This window comes from Rhodococcus sp. BUPNP1, assembly GCF_002215235.1.
Classification (GTDB): domain Bacteria; phylum Actinomycetota; class Actinomycetes; order Mycobacteriales; family Mycobacteriaceae; genus Rhodococcus.
Map to the genome: position 1 here is coordinate 1 of NZ_NERM01000001.1, position 15,548 is coordinate 15,548.

The 15,548-nt window shown below is 68.1% G+C and carries 17 protein-coding genes, 1 tRNA gene and 1 riboswitch; of the genes, 9 read left to right on the forward strand and 9 right to left on the reverse strand.

Going from position 1 to position 15,548, the window contains the following annotated elements:
• From B9C99_RS00005 to B9C99_RS00020, 4 genes are all read left to right on the forward strand, one after another.
• Positions 1 to 512 (forward strand): septum formation initiator family protein (locus tag B9C99_RS00005; RefSeq protein ID WP_253249911.1); only part of this gene is annotated, 512 nt, incomplete at its 5' end.
• The gene (locus tag B9C99_RS00010) at positions 509 to 1,036 is read left to right on the forward strand and encodes a DUF501 domain-containing protein (RefSeq protein WP_006553860.1); all 528 of its coding nucleotides are present in this window, start codon (positions 509 to 511) and stop codon (positions 1,034 to 1,036) included. The genes B9C99_RS00005 and B9C99_RS00010, both read left to right, overlap by 4 nt.
• Positions 1,033 to 1,977 carry a Ppx/GppA phosphatase family protein gene (locus B9C99_RS00015; RefSeq protein WP_088896582.1) on the forward strand — a complete coding sequence of 315 codons (945 nt, stop codon included), beginning with the start codon at positions 1,033 to 1,035 and terminating at the stop codon, positions 1,975 to 1,977. Before B9C99_RS00010 ends, B9C99_RS00015 begins: the two co-directional genes overlap by 4 nt.
• Before the next feature lie 230 nt (positions 1,978 to 2,207).
• Complete coding sequence (locus B9C99_RS00020; RefSeq protein WP_064852142.1) at positions 2,208 to 2,411, forward strand: cold-shock protein; 204 nt, start codon at positions 2,208 to 2,210, stop codon at positions 2,409 to 2,411.
• An 88-nt stretch (positions 2,412 to 2,499) separates the two neighbouring features.
• On the opposite strand, the gene B9C99_RS00025 is transcribed toward B9C99_RS00020, so the two are convergent.
• Complete coding sequence (locus B9C99_RS00025) at positions 2,500 to 3,753, reverse strand: lipase family protein (RefSeq protein WP_088896583.1); 1,254 nt, start codon at positions 3,751 to 3,753, stop codon at positions 2,500 to 2,502.
• 147 nt (positions 3,754 to 3,900) lie between these two features.
• Between B9C99_RS00025 and B9C99_RS00030 the strand changes: the two genes are divergently transcribed.
• Together B9C99_RS00030 and B9C99_RS00035 are read left to right on the forward strand one after the other, a co-directional pair.
• Positions 3,901 to 4,407 carry an N-acetyltransferase gene (locus tag B9C99_RS00030; protein ID WP_088896584.1) on the forward strand — a complete coding sequence of 169 codons (507 nt, stop codon included), beginning with the start codon at positions 3,901 to 3,903 and terminating at the stop codon, positions 4,405 to 4,407.
• 19 nt (positions 4,408 to 4,426) lie between these two features.
• Positions 4,427 to 4,500, forward strand: a tRNA-Leu gene (locus B9C99_RS00035).
• A gap of 114 nt (positions 4,501 to 4,614) precedes the next feature.
• Here B9C99_RS00035 and B9C99_RS00040 read toward each other — a convergent pair.
• The 4 genes from B9C99_RS00040 to B9C99_RS00055 all read right to left on the reverse strand — a co-directional run bounded on the left by B9C99_RS00040 (position 4,615) and on the right by B9C99_RS00055 (position 7,498).
• The gene (locus B9C99_RS00040) at positions 4,615 to 4,860 is read right to left on the reverse strand and encodes a hypothetical protein (RefSeq protein ID WP_253249912.1); all 246 of its coding nucleotides are present in this window, start codon (positions 4,858 to 4,860) and stop codon (positions 4,615 to 4,617) included.
• Between the two features lie 94 nt (positions 4,861 to 4,954).
• Positions 4,955 to 5,725: an ABC transporter ATP-binding protein gene (locus B9C99_RS00045; RefSeq protein WP_088896585.1), complete on the reverse strand. Its 771-nt coding sequence runs from the start codon at positions 5,723 to 5,725 to the stop codon at positions 4,955 to 4,957.
• Positions 5,722 to 6,507, reverse strand: a complete 786-nt coding sequence (locus B9C99_RS00050) for an ABC transporter permease (RefSeq protein ID WP_016691255.1) — start codon at positions 6,505 to 6,507, stop codon at positions 5,722 to 5,724. Before B9C99_RS00050 ends, B9C99_RS00045 begins: the two co-directional genes overlap by 4 nt.
• On the reverse strand, positions 6,485 to 7,498 hold the full coding sequence (locus B9C99_RS00055; RefSeq protein WP_016691256.1) for an ABC transporter substrate-binding protein: 1,014 nt from the start codon (positions 7,496 to 7,498) through the stop codon (positions 6,485 to 6,487). The genes B9C99_RS00050 and B9C99_RS00055 overlap by 23 nt, the downstream gene beginning before the upstream one ends.
• Before the next feature lie 36 nt (positions 7,499 to 7,534).
• A riboswitch (TPP riboswitch) is annotated at positions 7,535 to 7,631 on the reverse strand.
• A 321-nt stretch (positions 7,632 to 7,952) separates the two neighbouring features.
• Between B9C99_RS00055 and B9C99_RS00060 the strand changes: the two genes are divergently transcribed.
• On the forward strand, positions 7,953 to 9,665 hold the full coding sequence (locus tag B9C99_RS00060) for a hypothetical protein (RefSeq protein WP_253249913.1): 1,713 nt from the start codon (positions 7,953 to 7,955) through the stop codon (positions 9,663 to 9,665).
• Positions 9,666 to 9,672: 7 nt separating this feature from the next.
• Here B9C99_RS00060 and B9C99_RS25775 read toward each other — a convergent pair whose 3' ends face one another.
• Positions 9,673 to 9,819 carry a hypothetical protein gene (locus B9C99_RS25775; protein WP_016691258.1) on the reverse strand — a complete coding sequence of 49 codons (147 nt, stop codon included), beginning with the start codon at positions 9,817 to 9,819 and terminating at the stop codon, positions 9,673 to 9,675.
• Between the two features lie 220 nt (positions 9,820 to 10,039).
• Here B9C99_RS25775 and B9C99_RS00065 point away from each other — a divergent pair, with 220 nt between their 5' ends.
• Positions 10,040 to 10,237, forward strand: a complete 198-nt coding sequence (locus B9C99_RS00065) for a hypothetical protein (RefSeq protein WP_006553868.1) — start codon at positions 10,040 to 10,042, stop codon at positions 10,235 to 10,237.
• Between the two features lie 118 nt (positions 10,238 to 10,355).
• Here the strand turns inward: B9C99_RS00065 and B9C99_RS00070 are convergent, their stop codons facing one another.
• Positions 10,356 to 10,553: a CsbD family protein gene (locus B9C99_RS00070; RefSeq protein ID WP_026060957.1), complete on the reverse strand. Its 198-nt coding sequence runs from the start codon at positions 10,551 to 10,553 to the stop codon at positions 10,356 to 10,358.
• Positions 10,554 to 10,672: 119 nt separating this feature from the next.
• Between B9C99_RS00070 and B9C99_RS25780 the strand changes: the two genes are divergently transcribed.
• Positions 10,673 to 10,849 (forward strand): hypothetical protein, encoded by a 177-nt coding sequence (locus tag B9C99_RS25780; protein ID WP_162836410.1) that lies wholly within the window; start codon positions 10,673 to 10,675, stop codon positions 10,847 to 10,849.
• A gap of 28 nt (positions 10,850 to 10,877) precedes the next feature.
• Here the strand turns inward: B9C99_RS25780 and B9C99_RS00075 are convergent, their stop codons facing one another.
• Both B9C99_RS00075 and B9C99_RS00080 read right to left on the reverse strand, forming a co-directional pair.
• Positions 10,878 to 11,897: a magnesium transporter CorA family protein gene (locus B9C99_RS00075; protein WP_088896789.1), complete on the reverse strand. Its 1,020-nt coding sequence runs from the start codon at positions 11,895 to 11,897 to the stop codon at positions 10,878 to 10,880.
• A 54-nt stretch (positions 11,898 to 11,951) separates the two neighbouring features.
• Positions 11,952 to 15,452 carry a serine/threonine-protein kinase gene (locus tag B9C99_RS00080; protein WP_088896587.1) on the reverse strand — a complete coding sequence of 1,167 codons (3,501 nt, stop codon included), beginning with the start codon at positions 15,450 to 15,452 and terminating at the stop codon, positions 11,952 to 11,954.
• Positions 15,453 to 15,548: the final 96 nt, after the last annotated feature.

Genomic DNA, 15,548 nt, shown 5'->3' on the forward strand with positions numbered 1-15,548 from the left:
GTTCGGGGCGGGCCCGCCCCACCCGGGTCGGCGCGCCCCGCGACTCCCGCCGCCCCCGCACCGAACGCACCGTCCTGGGCCTGTCCACCGGCCGCGCCGTGGTGCTCGCCCTCGTCGTGTGCGGTCTCGCCCTCACCCTCGCGGTGCCGCTGCGCACCTACGTGAGCCAACGTTCCGAAGCCGAGCAGCTCGCCGCCGAACGCGTGCAGCTCGAACAGGAGATCGCGGCCCTCGAAGAGCAGAAGGCCCGCATGGAGGACCCGGCCTGGGTCCGCGCCCAGGCCCGCGAGCGACTGCGGTTCGTCGTCCCCGGCGATATTCCCTACCAGGTGCAACTCCCGGGCGACGTCCCGCCCGAACGCGAGGAGCGCGAACCCGAGCGGCCGACGACCGGCGCCTGGTACAGCGACCTGTGGTTGTCGGTCTCAGAACCGGCACCCGAACCCGAGCCCGAACCCGTGCCGCAGCAGATGCCTGTGGCACCCCCAGAACCAGGAGATGTCCCCGGGTGACCGATCACGTCACGCAAGAAGACCTCGACGCCGTCGCCGCCCAGCTCGGGCGCGAACCCCGCGGCGTCCTGGCCATCGCCTACCGTTGCCCCGACGGTGCGCCCGGAGTGGTGAAGACCGCGCCCAAGCTGCCCGACGGCACGCCCTTCCCGACGCTGTACTACCTCACCGACCCGCGCCTCACAGCCGAAGCGAGCCGGCAGGAATCGGCCGGGGTCATGAAGGAGATGACCGAGCGTCTCGGCACCGACGAGGAACTGGCTGCGGGCTACCTGCGCGCCCACGAGTCGTACCTGGCCGAACGCGACGCGATCGAGTCGCTCGGCACCGACTTCACCGGCGGCGGCATGCCCGAGCGCGTCAAGTGCCTGCACGTGCTGATCGCCCATTCGCTTGCGAAGGGACCGGGCGTCAACCCGCTCGGCGACGAATCCGTCGCACTCGCCGCCGACGCCGGTCTGCGTGGCACGGCGATCCCCGCCGACTGGCCCACCTACGCCGAGCTGCGTGGAGAAGAACAGTGAGGGTCGCGGGAATCGACTGCGGCACCAACTCCATCCGTCTTCTGATCGCCGACATCGCGGAGGACGGCACGCTCACCGACGTCACCCGCCTCATGAAGGTCGTGCGGCTCGGGCAGGGCGTCGACGCCACCGGACGTCTCGCACCCGAGGCGATCGAACGCACGCGGGTCGCGCTGGTGGAGTACGCCGACCTGATCCGCGAGACCGGCGCCACCGCGGTCCGCATGGTCGCCACCTCGGCCACGCGCGACGCCAGCAACCGTGAGGACTTCTTCGCGATGACCCGCGAGGTACTCGGTGCCGTGATCCCCGGAGCCGAGGCAGAGGTCATCACCGGCGACGAGGAGGCGCGTCTGTCCTTCGCCGGCGCTGTCGGCGAACTCGACTCCGCGCGTGGGCCGTTCGTCGTCGTCGATCTCGGTGGCGGATCCACCGAGGTAGTTCTCGGCGACGCCGACGGTGTGCACGCCGCCTACTCCACCGACATCGGCTGCGTCCGGCTGACCGAGCGGTGCCTGCACGACGACCCACCGACCGCCGAGCAGGTCGCTGCGGCACGGGAGGTCGCGGCGGACAAGATCCGCGAAGCGCTCGTGCGCGTGCCGGTCGAGCAGGCCCACACCTGGGTGGGTGTCGCGGGCACCATGACCACCCTTGCGGCGCTCGCTCTCGAACTGGACGAGTACGACTCGGAGAAGATCCACCTGTCGTCGGTGCCGTTCGACCGTCTGCGCGAGGTGTGCGACGGTCTCGTCGCCGCGACCCGCGAGAAGCGCGCGGCGCTCGGCCCCATGCATCCCGGCCGCGTCGACGTCATCGGCGGTGGCTCGATCATCACCACCGTCCTCGCCGAGGAGCTGGGGAGTCGGGCGGGCATCACCGAGCTGGTCGTGAGCGAGCACGACATCCTCGACGGTATCGCTCTCTCCGTCGCCCGCTAGTTCTCCGATCCGTGTGGGTTCGACCCCGGTTTCCGGGGCTCGGTCCACACGAATCGGCGAATGTGTGGTTGACTGTGTCTCGGTCGAAGTTTTTGTTCGCGTCTTGTCCACGCTCGCAAATCCTTGTTGCGGGCGGTTGGTTCTCCTTTCGGAAGTCACCGCATGTGATGGCGGCCTCGCTCCACCGAACTCTCGGCGGAGCTCGAGTAACACGACAGAAGGAGACAGACATGGCAGAGGGAATCGTGAAGTGGTTCAACGCCGACAAGGGATTCGGCTTCATCGCCCCCGAGGACGGCAGCGCTGACGTGTTCGCGCACTACTCGGAGATCCAGTCGGGCGGCTACCGCAGCCTCGACGAGAACCAGCGCGTGAGCTTCGAGATCGGCCAGGGAGCCAAGGGCCCCCAGGCCACCGGTATCACCGTGATCTGATTCGATCTCCCGTCCCCGCAGGGGATATGAGACGACATCGGGCCCGCCTCGTCATTCGAGGCGGGCCCGATGCATATCCACAGATCGGTCAGAGTGCTCCGCAATCCGACGACGGCGCAACGCCTGCGAAGCGGCCGTCGAGGAAGTCCAGCGCACCCGGCAGGCCGATCACGGCGGCGGTGATGTGATCCGGGCTCGGCACGAGTTCGGTCCGCACCGGCACCCCGGTGTCGCAGTACCTGCGAAGGGTCGTGGAGATCGCATCGAGGGGGATCAGCACGTCGGTCGGTGAATGCCACTCGTACACCGGGGCATTCGGCACCGTCGGGACCTGCTCGACGCTGTTCTCCATCAGCACCTCCTGCACGGTGGGGCTGTCGAGCAGAGCGAGACCCACCGCGGCGTCGGCGACGTCGGCCATGCTGCGACCCGCACCGGCGAGCAGGATCTCGTTGGTGCACGCGTTGGCGATGCGGTCGCGCAGTTCCCGGCCTGCGCCGTTGAGCTGCTTGCTGACCGGCATTCGGTCCGGGTACTCACGTTCGAGGCCGAGGGCGGCAGCCATCGCCAGACCGAAGGCCGGATGGGCGGATTCGCCGAGCTCCCGGGCCATCTCGCCGATGTCCATCGGGACGCCACCGTAGGCGGAGCCGACGATCGGGATCTCGGGTGCGTAGGTCGGGGCGAGTGCCGCGGCCATCGCCGTCGCCATCCCGCCGCCGGAGTAGCCGGCGATGCCGACCGGGCTGTCGGCGAGCCCGAGCGGGGCGTAGCGCTGCGCGGCCCGGATGCCGTCGAGGGTGATCTGCCCGCCGACCTTCGCGGCACCGTAGGCGCTGTTCGGTCCCAGATGGTCGGGAACGGCCAGCGACCAGCCGCGCTGGATCGCGATGAGCAGGCCGGGGGACTCCCGGATTCCTCGCAGCGGGTTCGGCGCGTACAGGGCGGTGGACGGGGCGCACTCGAGCCCGAGCGCGTTGATGATCGCCTGGTACGAGACGAGCGGACGACCTGGCGCTCCACCCTGAGGGGACAGCACGGTCGTCACGGCGGAGATCGGTTCGCCGGCGGAGTTCGTCGACCGGAACTTCAGCTGGACGGCGTCGGTGCCGGGGAATCCGAGCGGCGGCGGAACGACGCGTGCGTCGAGGACGTCACCGGGCTGCCGTTCGGCGATGTCGTCGGGGGTGCTGTAGAAGGAGTCGTTCACGGACGCGGGGTAGACGATGCCCTCGGCCTGTGCGGAGGGTGCGGCCACCAGACTCGGCGTCGCTGCCAGGGCTACGACGGCCACCGCGGTGGCGAGTCGCCCGATCAGTGGTCGTGCGGTCGTGAAGCGCATCCATGATCCTTCTCTTCGAGCCCAGGTCCACCACCCGGCTGTCCGCTGTGTACTTGTCTCCCCGCAGGATGTCGGCCCGAAATCGAGGTGCGTTACAGCCCGGGCGAGGAGCACACTCGAAGTCGGATCCGAGGAGGTCGAGGAGCAATGAGGATCGAACCTTACACCGCCGAACGGCGAAGCGACATCCTCGATCTCTCGATCCGGGCGTGGCGTCCCGTCTTCGAGCTGTACCGACCCGCCGTCCCGGCCTTCGTCTTCGACTCCTTCTATCCGAACGGCTGGGAGGCGAGGCAGATCGACGACCTCGGCAGGGTCCTCGACGACGAACCCGAGTCGGTCCATCTGGCCGTCGACGGCGACGAGCTGCTCGGCTGGGTGTCGGTGCGCGTGCACCCGGAGGACAGCATGGGGGAGATCCACGTGCTCGCCGTCGACCCACGTCATCAGCGCAAAGGCGTCGCGTCGGCGTTGATGAACCACGCCGACGACCTCGTCCGCGCCGCCGGGATGACGATGATGATGGTCGAGACGGGCGGTGACCCCGGCCATGCCGGCGCGCGAGCCGTCTACGAGGGTGCCGGATACGAACGCTGGCCCGTCGCACGGTACTTCAAGAATCTCGCGCCCCGGCGCGGCGGTGGACAGGCGTGAACGCTAATGTGATCCCCACGCCCCTATAGCCCAATTGGCAGAGGCAGCGGACTTAAAATCCGCCAAGTGTGGGTTCGAGTCCCACTGGGGGCACAGGTCCGGGCTCGCCCCGGTGCATTCGCTACATCGCTTGCCATCCGCTACAGCAAATTGCCATAGCGGATGGCGATTCGTGTAGCGGATGGATGACCACAGCTCGGAGGTGCGCTACGCCTCCGCGGGCATGGCGGTCTCGCCGACCTCGAACATCGCTTCGCGTTCGAGCGCATCGGCTTCCGAGTCCCCGCCGGCCCGCTCGAAGATCCTGCTGACCACCGGGCCGGGCAGAACCGCGGCGACGGTGATGTCGTATCCCGCCGCCTCGACCTCCGGCTTCAGGCACTCGGTCAGGCCGAACTGCTCGACGCCCGAACCACCGCCGGTGACAGCCAGGCTCCGCCTTGGCGGACACATCCGCTACCGTTCTCGCTATCCGCTACGGCAAATTGCTGTAGCGGACGACGAATTTTGTAGCGGATGCACCGCCGGTGGGCAGAGCGACCGGCGACTATCTGGAGGGCATCCTCCGCTGATCCCCGTGACGTGACCGGTGCAGGAGGTCCACCAGTTCCTGCTCGAGCGCCACGAACTCGCTCGACGCGCACATCTCCAGGGTTCGAGGTCGAGGCAGGTGCACACGCACCTCGTGCTCCACCCGCGTCGGTCGCGGACCGAGGACGACGACCCGATCGGACAGCAACACCGCCTCGCGGACGTCGTGCGTCACCATCAGCACCGTCCACCGATGCTGCTGCCACACCTGCTGCAACCACAATTGCATCTCGGTGCGGGTCAGCGAATCCAGTGCGCCGAACGGCTCGTCGAGAAGGAGCACGTCGCGCCCCTGCAGCACCGTGCGTGCGAGCGACGCGCGTTGGCGCATACCGCCCGACAGTTGGTGCGGGGCGGCGTCCTCGAAGCCCGCCAGGCCGAAGGTCGGCAACAGCTCACGGGCGCGGGCACGAGCGTCGGATCGCGGCACGCCCTGCACCTCGAGTCCGAGGGCGCAGTTGTCGAGCACCGTCCGCCACGGGAACAGCAGGTCCTTCTGCGGCATCAGCGCGACCCGCCCGGGCGCCGCGGGGGAGTCGCCGACGAGAGCCTGTCCGGCGTCGGGCTGTTCGAGTCCCGCGACGATCGAGAACAGCGTCGACTTGCCGCAGCCGCTCGGCCCGATGACGGACACGAACTCACCGGGTTCCACGGAGCAGTCGATGCCGTCGATCACCGCCCGGTCGCCGTACGCCTTGCGGACCGATGTCACCGTCACCGCACTCATGTCGTACCCCTCGTGAGAGCCCACGGCGCGACCAGCCGTTCGACGACGTAGGTCAGCGCGTACAGCGTGAGCGACAGAACGGCCGTCACCACCACGGCTGCGAGCACGAGATCGGTGCGGAACGAATTCTTCTGCGTGCTCATGTAGATGCCCAGACCGGATGTCGCGCCGACGTATTCGGCGAATACCGCGCCCACCACGGCGTAGGTGATGCCGATCCGCAGGGCGGTGAAGAAGCGGGGGAGCGCGGATGGCAGGCGTACGTAACGGAACTGCTGCCACCGTGACGCGCCCATGCTGCGCAGCAACGCGCCCGCCTCCCGGTCGGCCGCGGCGAACCCTTCGAGCAGTCCGATTGCGACGGGGAAGAACGTCACGAGCGCGATGACGAGGATCTTCGGCAGTAGTCCGAAACCGAACCAGATGATCATCAAGGGCGCGATCGCGATGATCGGCAGGGTCTGTGACACCACGAACAGCGGCACGAAGGCCCGCCGCAACCACGGCGAGAAGTCCACGGCGATCGCGAGGGCCCATGCGAGTGCCAGCGACACGGCGAACCCGACGAGCGTGACCTGCAGTGTGGCCCAGGCGTGCCCGGCGATGTCGACGCGATGCGCCCATCCCTGCGTGAGAACGCGTGCGGGGGAGGGCAACACCTGCGGGCGGATACCGCTCACGACGACGTACGACTGCCAGATCGCGACCAGCGCCCCTGCGACGAGCAGCGCGGGAAGGAGTCGACGTGCGCGGCCGGTGCTATCGGTCTTCGAGGTAGTCATCGGTGACATAGGTCGACCAGTCCGGCTCGGTCGTCAGCGGGCTGCCGTCGGGTCCGGACAACAGGCCGTTCTCGTAGAGGAACCGGGCGTAGCCCGACCATTTCCCGGCGTCCAGGACCCCGACGGCACCGGCGGCGTCGCGCATGTAGTCGGCGGCGAGCATGCGCTGGCTCTCGTAGACGAGTTCCTCGTCGGGGAAGGCCCCGGGATTCGCCTCGATCAGCGCCCGTGCCCCGCGATCGGGATCGTCGGCCGCGATCCGGTAACCCTGGTGCAGGGCCTGCACGAAAGCGCGTGCCTGCTCCGGGTTCTCCCTCATCCAGTCCTCGTTGCCGTCGACGACGATCGCGTACGCGTCGGGGAAGCCGTGGTCGGTGAAGCCGAAGTACCGCATGGGCAGGCCGCGGTGCTCGGCCTCGAGGCCCTCCCATGCCAGGTACGACACGGTGAAGTCGGCGGTCGACGAGTAGACCGCCTCGTACGACGACGTCCCGAGCGTCACGCTCTCGAACTCACCGCGGCCACCGTCGTTGCGGATCACCTCGGCGAGCATCTCGTCCTCGCCGGGGTTCGCGAAGCCCGCGAAGGTCTTGCCGTCGAGATCCGCCGGCCGCGTGATCTCGGCGTTGTCGGCCCGCACGGCGATCCCCGTCGCCCAGTGCTGCAGCGGTGCGAGGACCGCGACGGTCCGGGAACCCGCAGCTCTGGCGATGGTCGACGTGGCATGCGTGGAGATCCCGAACTCGGCGCTACCGGCATCGACGAGGGTGTCGGGTGTCGCGTTGTTGTACGGCAGGATCTCGACGTCGAGACCCGCATCGGCGAACAGCCCCTCCTGCTGCGCCACGTACAGACCGGTGTGATTGGTGTTGGGCGTCCAGTCCAACGCGAATCGGATGGTGTCGCTCCCGGAATCGGACGAGCACCCGACGACCGCGGAGAGTGCGGCGACGAGGGTGAGCAGTCCGGCGAGAGTCCGCCGCGCCTTCATTGCGCGAGCAGGGTACGGATCGATGTGGGGACAGGCATGGTCATGTCGGGACATCCCTTCGTCAGCATTACCTGATCAGGTTCGACGGGTGTGATCTCAGCCCCGCTCGTGCGGAGCACCCCGTGTCACGGGCGACCCTAGCACCATGCCCTCCTGGGGCCGCCGGGACGGCAGCAGAACGGAAGATGTGACCCGAAGTTACGGAAATGCCCAGGTCAGGGTGTCACCCTCACATTTCACCCGTAACGGAAGGGCCGAAAGTCCCGACTCTTCGAGTGATGGTCCCTGTCACCTCCCCCGAACGGCAGGGGCCATCGGTCTGCGCACGTCTCCCCCTTGCGTGGACGATGAAGGGCCCGTCGGTGAACTCCGACGGGCCCTTTCTTCTGCCGTTTCCGTAGACCTGGCTCCCGCAGCGGTGTTCAATACGCACGAACGGATCGGGGGATGGGGAATGCGCGCAATGATGGGCGCCGCACTGGCTGCGGCGGTGATGGGAAGTGTCCTGACGGCGCCGGTGGTGTCGGCGCAACCGACCGGGCGTACCGAGGCGCCGTATGCCTCGTCGGCGCCGCTGGCCGGCGAGGTGCTCGGGTCCGTGGTGTCGATACCCGCACCGCTGCCGCCGGAGGCCGGACCACGACCCGCCGCATGTGACCGACTGTCGTATCTGCGGTGGCGGTCGGCCGACGGACCGGAGAGTTCGGCCGACGCCGACCGGATCCTCGTCGCCCAGCCCGGGATCTTCGAGGGAGCGGGTGCATTCGAGAGCGTTGCGCGCAACACCGTCGTCGCGGCGGCGGCCCGCGGTGCCCACATCGAGTTCTGGGCACTCGACCGGCGATCGAACTGCCTCGAGGACCACACCGGTACCCGGGCGGCACTGCGGACGGGTTCGCTCGACACCGCGACCGACTACTACTTCCGCGGTGCCGAAGTGGACGGGCGGCGATTCGCCGGCCACGCGAGCGGCACCGACGTCGCATGGCTCTCGCAGGTCGGACTCGAACAGACGCTGCGCGACCAGTACGACCTGCTACGTCACGAGCTTCCCGACCCGGCGCTGCGGAAACGGAAGATGTTGTGCGGCGGGCATTCTCTCGGCGGTTTCATCACCGGCTACTTCGCGGAATGGGACTTCGACGGAGATCCCGCCACCACCGACGATGCCGGTTACAACCAGTGCGGTGGGTACTTCGCGCTCGATACGGTGATCGAGGCGGGAGCGCCGTTCCCGGGGCGGGGCGCCCTCCCGGATGTGCCGGACGCGGTCTCGGCGCCGCTCGATGCGTTCTCCGGATCGATCTCGACGGCGTCGCCGGTGCTGGCACTTCCCGCCGTCATCAATCCCGAGACGACGAATCTGCTCGCACTCACCGGACTCGCCGCGCGACTGGACCCGGACGGCACCGACGGAATCGTCCCGCGCATGCCCGACAACCCGAACGTCGACTGGACGTTGCGCACTCTGTTGTCGGGGGACTACGCGATGTTCGCGACGGGCAACCCGGATGTGCGGACGTTGAATGCGACCAACGAGGCGGTGCTCGGCGCGATCCTCGACGACAATTCGCAACCGCTGGGGTTCCTGCAGGCGAGCGTCGGATTCATCACCGGTGCGCCCGTGCGCGACAAGCTGTTTCCTGTTCCCGCCACACCTGAGGTGCTCAGGTCTGGATTCTTCGGCGATGCGCCCAAGGCGTCGCCGGCGGTGTTCGCGGATCCGGGAGTCGTCTACCGGTGGCTCGACTACGACGAGGTGGGCACGGCGGCGTCGTCACCGGACGAGGCGCGGTATACCGATCGGGGGAGCGAGGTGACGTCGATCGCGGAGCTGGCGCGGAATCTGTCGGAGCCACCACTGGATTTCACCGAGTGGTACTTCCCGTCGAAGCTTCCGTTCGACCTGGCGTCGGCGACCCGCTTCGAAGGTCATCTCCACCGCGACGGTGTCGCGCGCAATCCTGTGGTGACGTTGGTGGCGAGCGGTGGGATCTCGTTGCCGGAGACGGATCATCCGAACGAACGCAGGTGGGTTCTGCCCGGATACAACCACATCGATGTGCTCACTGCGGCCGCCGATCAGAACGACGGGCGGCCCGAGCAGGTGTCGCAGGCGCTGGCCGACTTCGCGGCCGGCCGAGGCGGAAGCGTCGCGGCCGGATGATGCGGGATCAGGCGCCGCGTGCGGAGAAGATCGAGGTGTAGTCGTGGGGGCCACTCACCTCGGCGACAGCGGTGACCGGTTCGGTCTCGGCGTCGGCCTCCGGAGTGGTGGGCGCGAGGAAGAGGGGTCCGTCGAATTCTTTGTTCTGGCTCATGGCCGTCCTTTCGGGTGCGGCCGGGTAGACCCCGGCCGTAGGGCAGTGCGAAGAAGAGGGGCCGCGGTACACGCGGCGGGGAACTCTCACGTCCGGTTCGGAACCTTCGGGCACTGTGGTGCGAGGTTGCTCATCATGTGCGAGCCGAACGATGTCTCCACCCTACACCAGAAGGTTCGCGCGACGTTTGACCGGCGAGTCGCGTGGGAAGACACTCGGCATGGCTACCTACAGAGTGATCGACCCGACCGGGAACGTCGTGGATACCAAGGAAATCGAGAGCGCGGACGACGCGCACGCCTGGTTCGTCGACCAGCGTGCCGACAACAGCGAACTCGGCTGGCGCATGGAGGCGCAGAACGAGCAGGACGGCACCTGGCACTTCTTCGACGACACCGAAGGAACCTCCTCGAAGTAGTCCCGGCAGCAACCCCTTGGGAGCGGGGTTGCTGCGTAGTACCCGAACGACGCGGCGCGCAGCGCCCGAACAGCGCGGTGCCGGTAGTCGTAACTACCGGCACCGCGCAGTTCAGGGGCTACTTCTTGAAAGCGTCCTTGACGTTCTCGACGGCATCCGAGACCTTGTCGCCTGCCTGCTTCAGACCGCTGGAGGTCTGATCGCCGCGACCCTCGGCTTCGAGATCACGATCGCCGGTCGCCTGACCGGTGTTCTCTTTGATCTTGCCGCCCGCTTCTTCTGCCTTGTGCTTTGCCTTGTCGACGAAGTCGGCCATGGGGTCCTCCTGTGTCATCGAACGTTGCCCTGACGGAGTACCCGACCCGAACAGCCTGAAACCGAACACGACCGACTCGTCCGTGTCAGACTTCGACACAAACAGCCAGGAGGAGACCGATGTCGCATCCCACCAACTCCGGTCCCGAGAACAACGACCCGATCGGGGACGCGCCCGACGCCGATCCCGAACTCGTCCGCGACGGGCCGGTGCAGCGCCGGCGTTCGGCGGGTGCGGTGATCGCTGCCGTCGCGGTGGTCGTCGTGATCGTCGTGCTGCTCGTCGTCTTCCTCTGAACAGAACCGTTCACCGAGCAACGCGGGTTCACAACCAGTCGCGGCGCTTGAACAGCACGTACAGCACGATCGCCGACACGACCATGATCCCGACCCCACTCATCAGTCCCCACGCCTCGCCGACTCCGGGATAGGGCACGTTCATGCCGTACCAGCCGGTGACGGCCGTGGGGACGGCGATGATCGCGGCCCATCCCGTCAGTTTCTTCATGACGATGTTCAGGCGCGCGTCCTGCAGCGACAGGTTCGTCTCGAAGACGGTGTTCACCATCTCGCGCAGCGAGTCGGTCCACTCCGCAGCACGCATCACGTGGTCGTAGAGGTCGTTGTAGGAGCTGTCGAGCTCGGGGTGGTGGTTGCTCTCGGCGCGGGTGCGCAGGACGGCGTTGACGACCTCGCGCATCGGCAGCACGACCCGCCGGAGTTGCACGAGTTCCTTGCGGAGCCGGTAGACGCGTTGCTGGATCTGCCGGGTGGAAGCGCCGTCCTCGAAGAGGCAGTCCTCGAGGTCCTCGGCAGCGTCGTCGAGTTCCTGGATGGTCTCGAACTGCCCGTCGACGACCGTGTCGAGCAGACCGTGGATCAGCGCACCCGGCCCGTACTGCAGCAGGTCGGTGTTCTCGTCCCACCTGCGCACCACTTCGTCGATGTCGAACGGAGTGCCGCGGCGAACGGTGACGATGCCGCGGGCCAGGACGAACGCGGAGATCCGCGTGGTGCGGAGCCGGGACTCGTGCGCCTGATCCTCGTCCTCGCAATCCGGGAACAGATGGGTCGCGTACACCGTGAGGAAGGTGTGGGTGGCGTAGCGGGTGGCCTTCGTGCGCTCGCCGTGCGCGAGCGCATCCTCGACTGCGTGCGGGTCGAGATTCCATTCCTCGGCGAGTTCGAGCAGGGCCGCGTGCTCGGGATCCCACAGATCCACCCAGACGAGGGCCTCGGGATCGGCGAGATGCTCCGAGACGGCGGAGAGCGGGAAACCCTCGTCCACGAGTTTCCCCTGGGTCCACCGCCGGGTCCGGATGGAGTTGTCGTATCGGTCCGTCACCTCGGCAGGATCCCCCCGATGCGCGGTGTTCACACCACGTCTCTGCCGTAGGGGTCACACGACAGGACGATGCGCGGTGTCCACCAATCGCAGCACCTCGTCGACGAACGCGAGGTCGATCCGTGGCCGATCGTCAGGCCACGTACCCTGCTCGATCCGTTCCCGCATCGAGGTGAGCGTGGCGATCACGTGTGGCCCGCCGTCGGTCAGGTAGCGCACCATCCCGCGCGCCGCGCACGCGTCGGCCACGACGGCCAGGGTCTCCTCGGCCTCCTCGATGCGTCCGGCCGCATGCAGGCAGGAGGCGAGCAGGCGGTGGGCCTGCAGGTGGGCGCGGGGACGCGAGGCGGTGCGCCGCACCCACATCCGCGCCCAGTCGACGGCCTGTTCCGCTGCCTCGGGCTCCCCGTTCTCGCTGAGCAGCCGGATGGCGGTGGAGTCCTCGATCTGGAGGGTGATCTCGACGGTTCCGTCCGGATGGGGTGTGGTGTCCTCCGGCATCGTGCGTGCCGGTGTTCCGGGTGCCGTGAGTCCGAGCCGGACCTGCTCGTTCTCGATGCGTGCCCGCAGGCGCGGCAGGTCGTGCAGGGCCGCCACCCGCAGTCCCTCGGCGAGCAGGGCGACGGCCGCCTCCCGGTTGCCCTGCAACATCTTCAGTCGGGCAGCGGTACCGAAGCGGGCGATGAGGAAATCCGTTCCACCGCCTTCTATTCCGAGAAGGTTGCTCTCGTCGAGCAACGCTTCGGCCTCGGCGATCCGGCCCTGTTCGTAGAGCAACTCTCCGAGCATGGCGGCGGCGAGACGTCCGCCGTGGGTGTGGATCCCGCCGTTGCGCCGCGCTCGGCGCAGCGCTGTGCGGAAGTACTTCTCGGCCGCGGCGACGTGGAGCCGTTCGTTCGCGGCGATGCCGCACAGGCACTGACCGTAGATCGATGCGAAGGGCCCGCGGGTCTCGCGGTGGTAGGGCTCCGCCCATTCCTGCCACCGGATCGCGGAGGCGAAGTCGAAGCGGAATATGTCGGCGTACGAGGCGAAGTCGACTGCGGCGGCCACCACCCAGGGGTGGACGGACGTCGGATTCTCCAGGCACGGCGCGATGAGTTCGTCGATGCCGTCGATACGATCGGAGTTCATCAGGATCGACGCCTCCACGGCGTTCGCCTCGATGCCCAGTGCTTCGACGTCGTAGCTGTCCGGCACCCCACGGTCGAGTAGTTCCCGCACCGCTGCGAGGGTTCTGCGGCACCGGTCCAGTCGCAGCAGCGCACTGTTGGCCCAGGCCTGCGTGAGCAGCAGGCGCGGATCGTTCGCGACTGCCCGCGGCGGCAGTTTGTCGATGAGGGCGAGCAGGGTGGCGATGTGGCCGTGCTCCATCAGGTACATGCCGTCGTCGGCGAGCAGGTCGACGGCGAAGTCGGTGTCGTCGGCGGCGAGGGCGTGATCGACGGCCTCCTGCAGCATGCGGTTGCGGGCGAACCAGTCGGCGGCGGTGCGGTGCAGATCCGCGACCTCGCCGGGATGGTCGCGTTCGAGACGTCGCCGCAGGAAGTCGAGGAACAGGTGGTGATAGCGGAACCACACGCGTTCGTCGTCGACGTGCCGCAGGAACAGGTCGCGTTCCTCGGCCTCCTCGAGCATCGCCTGGCTGCGCGGATCGCCCGTGAGTGCCGCGGCGAGGCTGCCGCTGATCGATTCGGTGATGCTGGTCGCGAGGAGGAACTCGTACATCCGGGGTTCGAGCCCGGCCAGGACGTTGTCGGCGAGGAACTCACCGATCGCATGGTGCCGGCCGGTGATGTTCTCGATGAGCCACGACGGATCGTCGCTGTCGCGCAACGACAACGATGCGAGCTGCAGGGCCGCGGCCCACCCTTCCGTGGTGCGGGTGAGATCCTCCACGTCCTCGGGGTCGAGGTCTATCCCGCCGATGTCGCGCAGGAACGCGTTCGATTCGTCCACGCCGAATCGCAGTGCCGTCGAATCGATCTCGACCAACTCGTCGCGAACGCGCATGCGGCTGAGCGGAAGTCCGGAACGGTTGCGGCTCGTCACCACGATCTGCAGGTGATGGCATCCGCGGTCGAGCAGGAACTCGAGGGCGGCGACGGTTTCCTTCGACGTGACGCGGTGCCAGTCGTCGATCACCAGTGTCGCCGCGGTGTCGGTGCGGTGCAGCTCGTCGATGAGCGTGCACAGCACGTACCGTTCGGCCTCGTCGCCGTGCGCGTCGAGGATCTGGCCGAGCTCGCGTGCGAGCACGGGCCGGATCTGTTTCATGGCCTCGACGAGGTGCGCGAGGAACCACAGGACGTTGTTGTCGTCGCTGTCCACCGTCAACCACGCGACCGGCACGCCGTCGGCGGCGAGCACGTTGCGCCACTGCGCCGCGAGGGTGGACTTGCCGAAGCCGGTGGGGGCGTGGATGGCGATGAGACGGCGTCGTCCCCCGGCTCGCAGGAACGAGATCAGACGGCTGCGTTCGATCAGAGGACGGGACGTCGAGGGCGGCCGGAACCTGGTCGACGGTGCGGTGGACGGACCCGTGCGTCCCGAGACCGTGGCCGACCGGCCGGAGACCGTGGAGGCCGGCCCCGTGACCGGTGGCGCCGAACGCGGTGGGAACGGGCCGGACGGCGGTGAGCCGGGCAGCGCCATCTCGTCGATCGGCAGGTTGTGGGCGCGCTGGACGTCGCGGAGCAGATCGCCGAACTCGGCGGCCGTCTGCGGCCGGTCCTCGGCCTCGGTCGCCATGCCGCGCTCGAGGACCTCGCACACGTCGTCGGGGATGCCCTCGCCGCGCAGGTCGGGGACGGGCTCGGAGGTGATGCGCACGAACTGCGCGACGATCTTCTCGCCCTCCTTCCGTTCGAAGGCCGCGTGACCGGTGATCGCCGCGAACAGGGTCGCGGAAAGGCCGTAGACGTCGGCGGCCGGAGTCGGGGCGTGACCGCGCAGCACCTCGGGGGCCGTGAACGCGGGGGAGCCGGTGATCTCCCCGGCAGTGGTGCGGAAGCCGCCGCCGATGCGGGCAATACCGAAATCCGTCAGCTGCGGTTCGCCGTATTCGGTGAGCAGGATGTTGCCGGGCTTGATGTCGCGGTGCAGGACGTCGGAACGATGGGCCGTCTCGAGCGCACCGGCGACCTTCACCCCGATCCGGACCGCTTCCGGCCAGGTGATCGGACCGTGCCGCCGGATGCGGGTGTCGACGGAGTCGTGCGGGTGATAGTGCATCACCAGATAGGGCAGACCCGTGTCCGTCGCGCCGGCCTGCAGCACGGTGACGATGTTGGGGTGGCCGGAGAGTCGTCCCATCGCGCGTTGTTCGCGCAGGAAGCGTTCGAGATCGGCGGGTTCGGGGGAGCGCCGCAGCACCTTCACCGCGACGTCGCGGTCGAGTTCGGCCTGCCGGCAGCGGTAGACCACACCGAAGCCGCCGCGGCCGATCTCCACGGCGTCGGTGAAACCGGCATCGTGCAGCGCGCGCACGATGTCGGTCTCTGCGACGTCGACAATCGGCGCGCGCTGAGTGGCGGCCGGATCGTTCTCGGTCATCGGCGCAATCACCTCGGGAAGCCGTTTCCCCAGGATAGTCTCGAAATGTGCACGCCCGCTGCAGATCGTGCGTCGCCCCTGGTCTAACGTGGTCCG

What these genes read in the sequence shown, in the direction of transcription:
- B9C99_RS00040 (WP_253249912.1), bottom strand. Translation starts at nt 4,860, where the DNA reads ATGTGTCCGCCAAGGCGGAGCCTGGCTGTCACCGGCGGTGGTTCGGGC.
- B9C99_RS25775 (WP_016691258.1), bottom strand. Translation starts at nt 9,819, where the DNA reads ATGAGCCAGAACAAAGAATTCGACGGACCCCTCTTCCTCGCGCCCACC.
- B9C99_RS00050 (WP_016691255.1), bottom strand. Translation starts at nt 6,507, where the DNA reads ATGACTACCTCGAAGACCGATAGCACCGGCCGCGCACGTCGACTCCTT.
- B9C99_RS00080 (WP_088896587.1), bottom strand. Translation starts at nt 15,452, where the DNA reads ATGACCGAGAACGATCCGGCCGCCACTCAGCGCGCGCCGATTGTCGAC.
- B9C99_RS00045 (WP_088896585.1), bottom strand. Translation starts at nt 5,725, where the DNA reads ATGAGTGCGGTGACGGTGACATCGGTCCGCAAGGCGTACGGCGACCGG.
- B9C99_RS25780 (WP_162836410.1), top strand. Translation starts at nt 10,673, where the DNA reads ATGTCGCATCCCACCAACTCCGGTCCCGAGAACAACGACCCGATCGGG.
- B9C99_RS00030 (WP_088896584.1), top strand. Translation starts at nt 3,901, where the DNA reads ATGAGGATCGAACCTTACACCGCCGAACGGCGAAGCGACATCCTCGAT.
- B9C99_RS00070 (WP_026060957.1), bottom strand. Translation starts at nt 10,553, where the DNA reads ATGGCCGACTTCGTCGACAAGGCAAAGCACAAGGCAGAAGAAGCGGGC.
- B9C99_RS00065 (WP_006553868.1), top strand. Translation starts at nt 10,040, where the DNA reads ATGGCTACCTACAGAGTGATCGACCCGACCGGGAACGTCGTGGATACC.
- B9C99_RS00060 (WP_253249913.1), top strand. Translation starts at nt 7,953, where the DNA reads ATGCGCGCAATGATGGGCGCCGCACTGGCTGCGGCGGTGATGGGAAGT.
- B9C99_RS00025 (WP_088896583.1), bottom strand. Translation starts at nt 3,753, where the DNA reads ATGCGCTTCACGACCGCACGACCACTGATCGGGCGACTCGCCACCGCG.
- B9C99_RS00020 (WP_064852142.1), top strand. Translation starts at nt 2,208, where the DNA reads ATGGCAGAGGGAATCGTGAAGTGGTTCAACGCCGACAAGGGATTCGGC.
- B9C99_RS00055 (WP_016691256.1), bottom strand. Translation starts at nt 7,498, where the DNA reads ATGAAGGCGCGGCGGACTCTCGCCGGACTGCTCACCCTCGTCGCCGCA.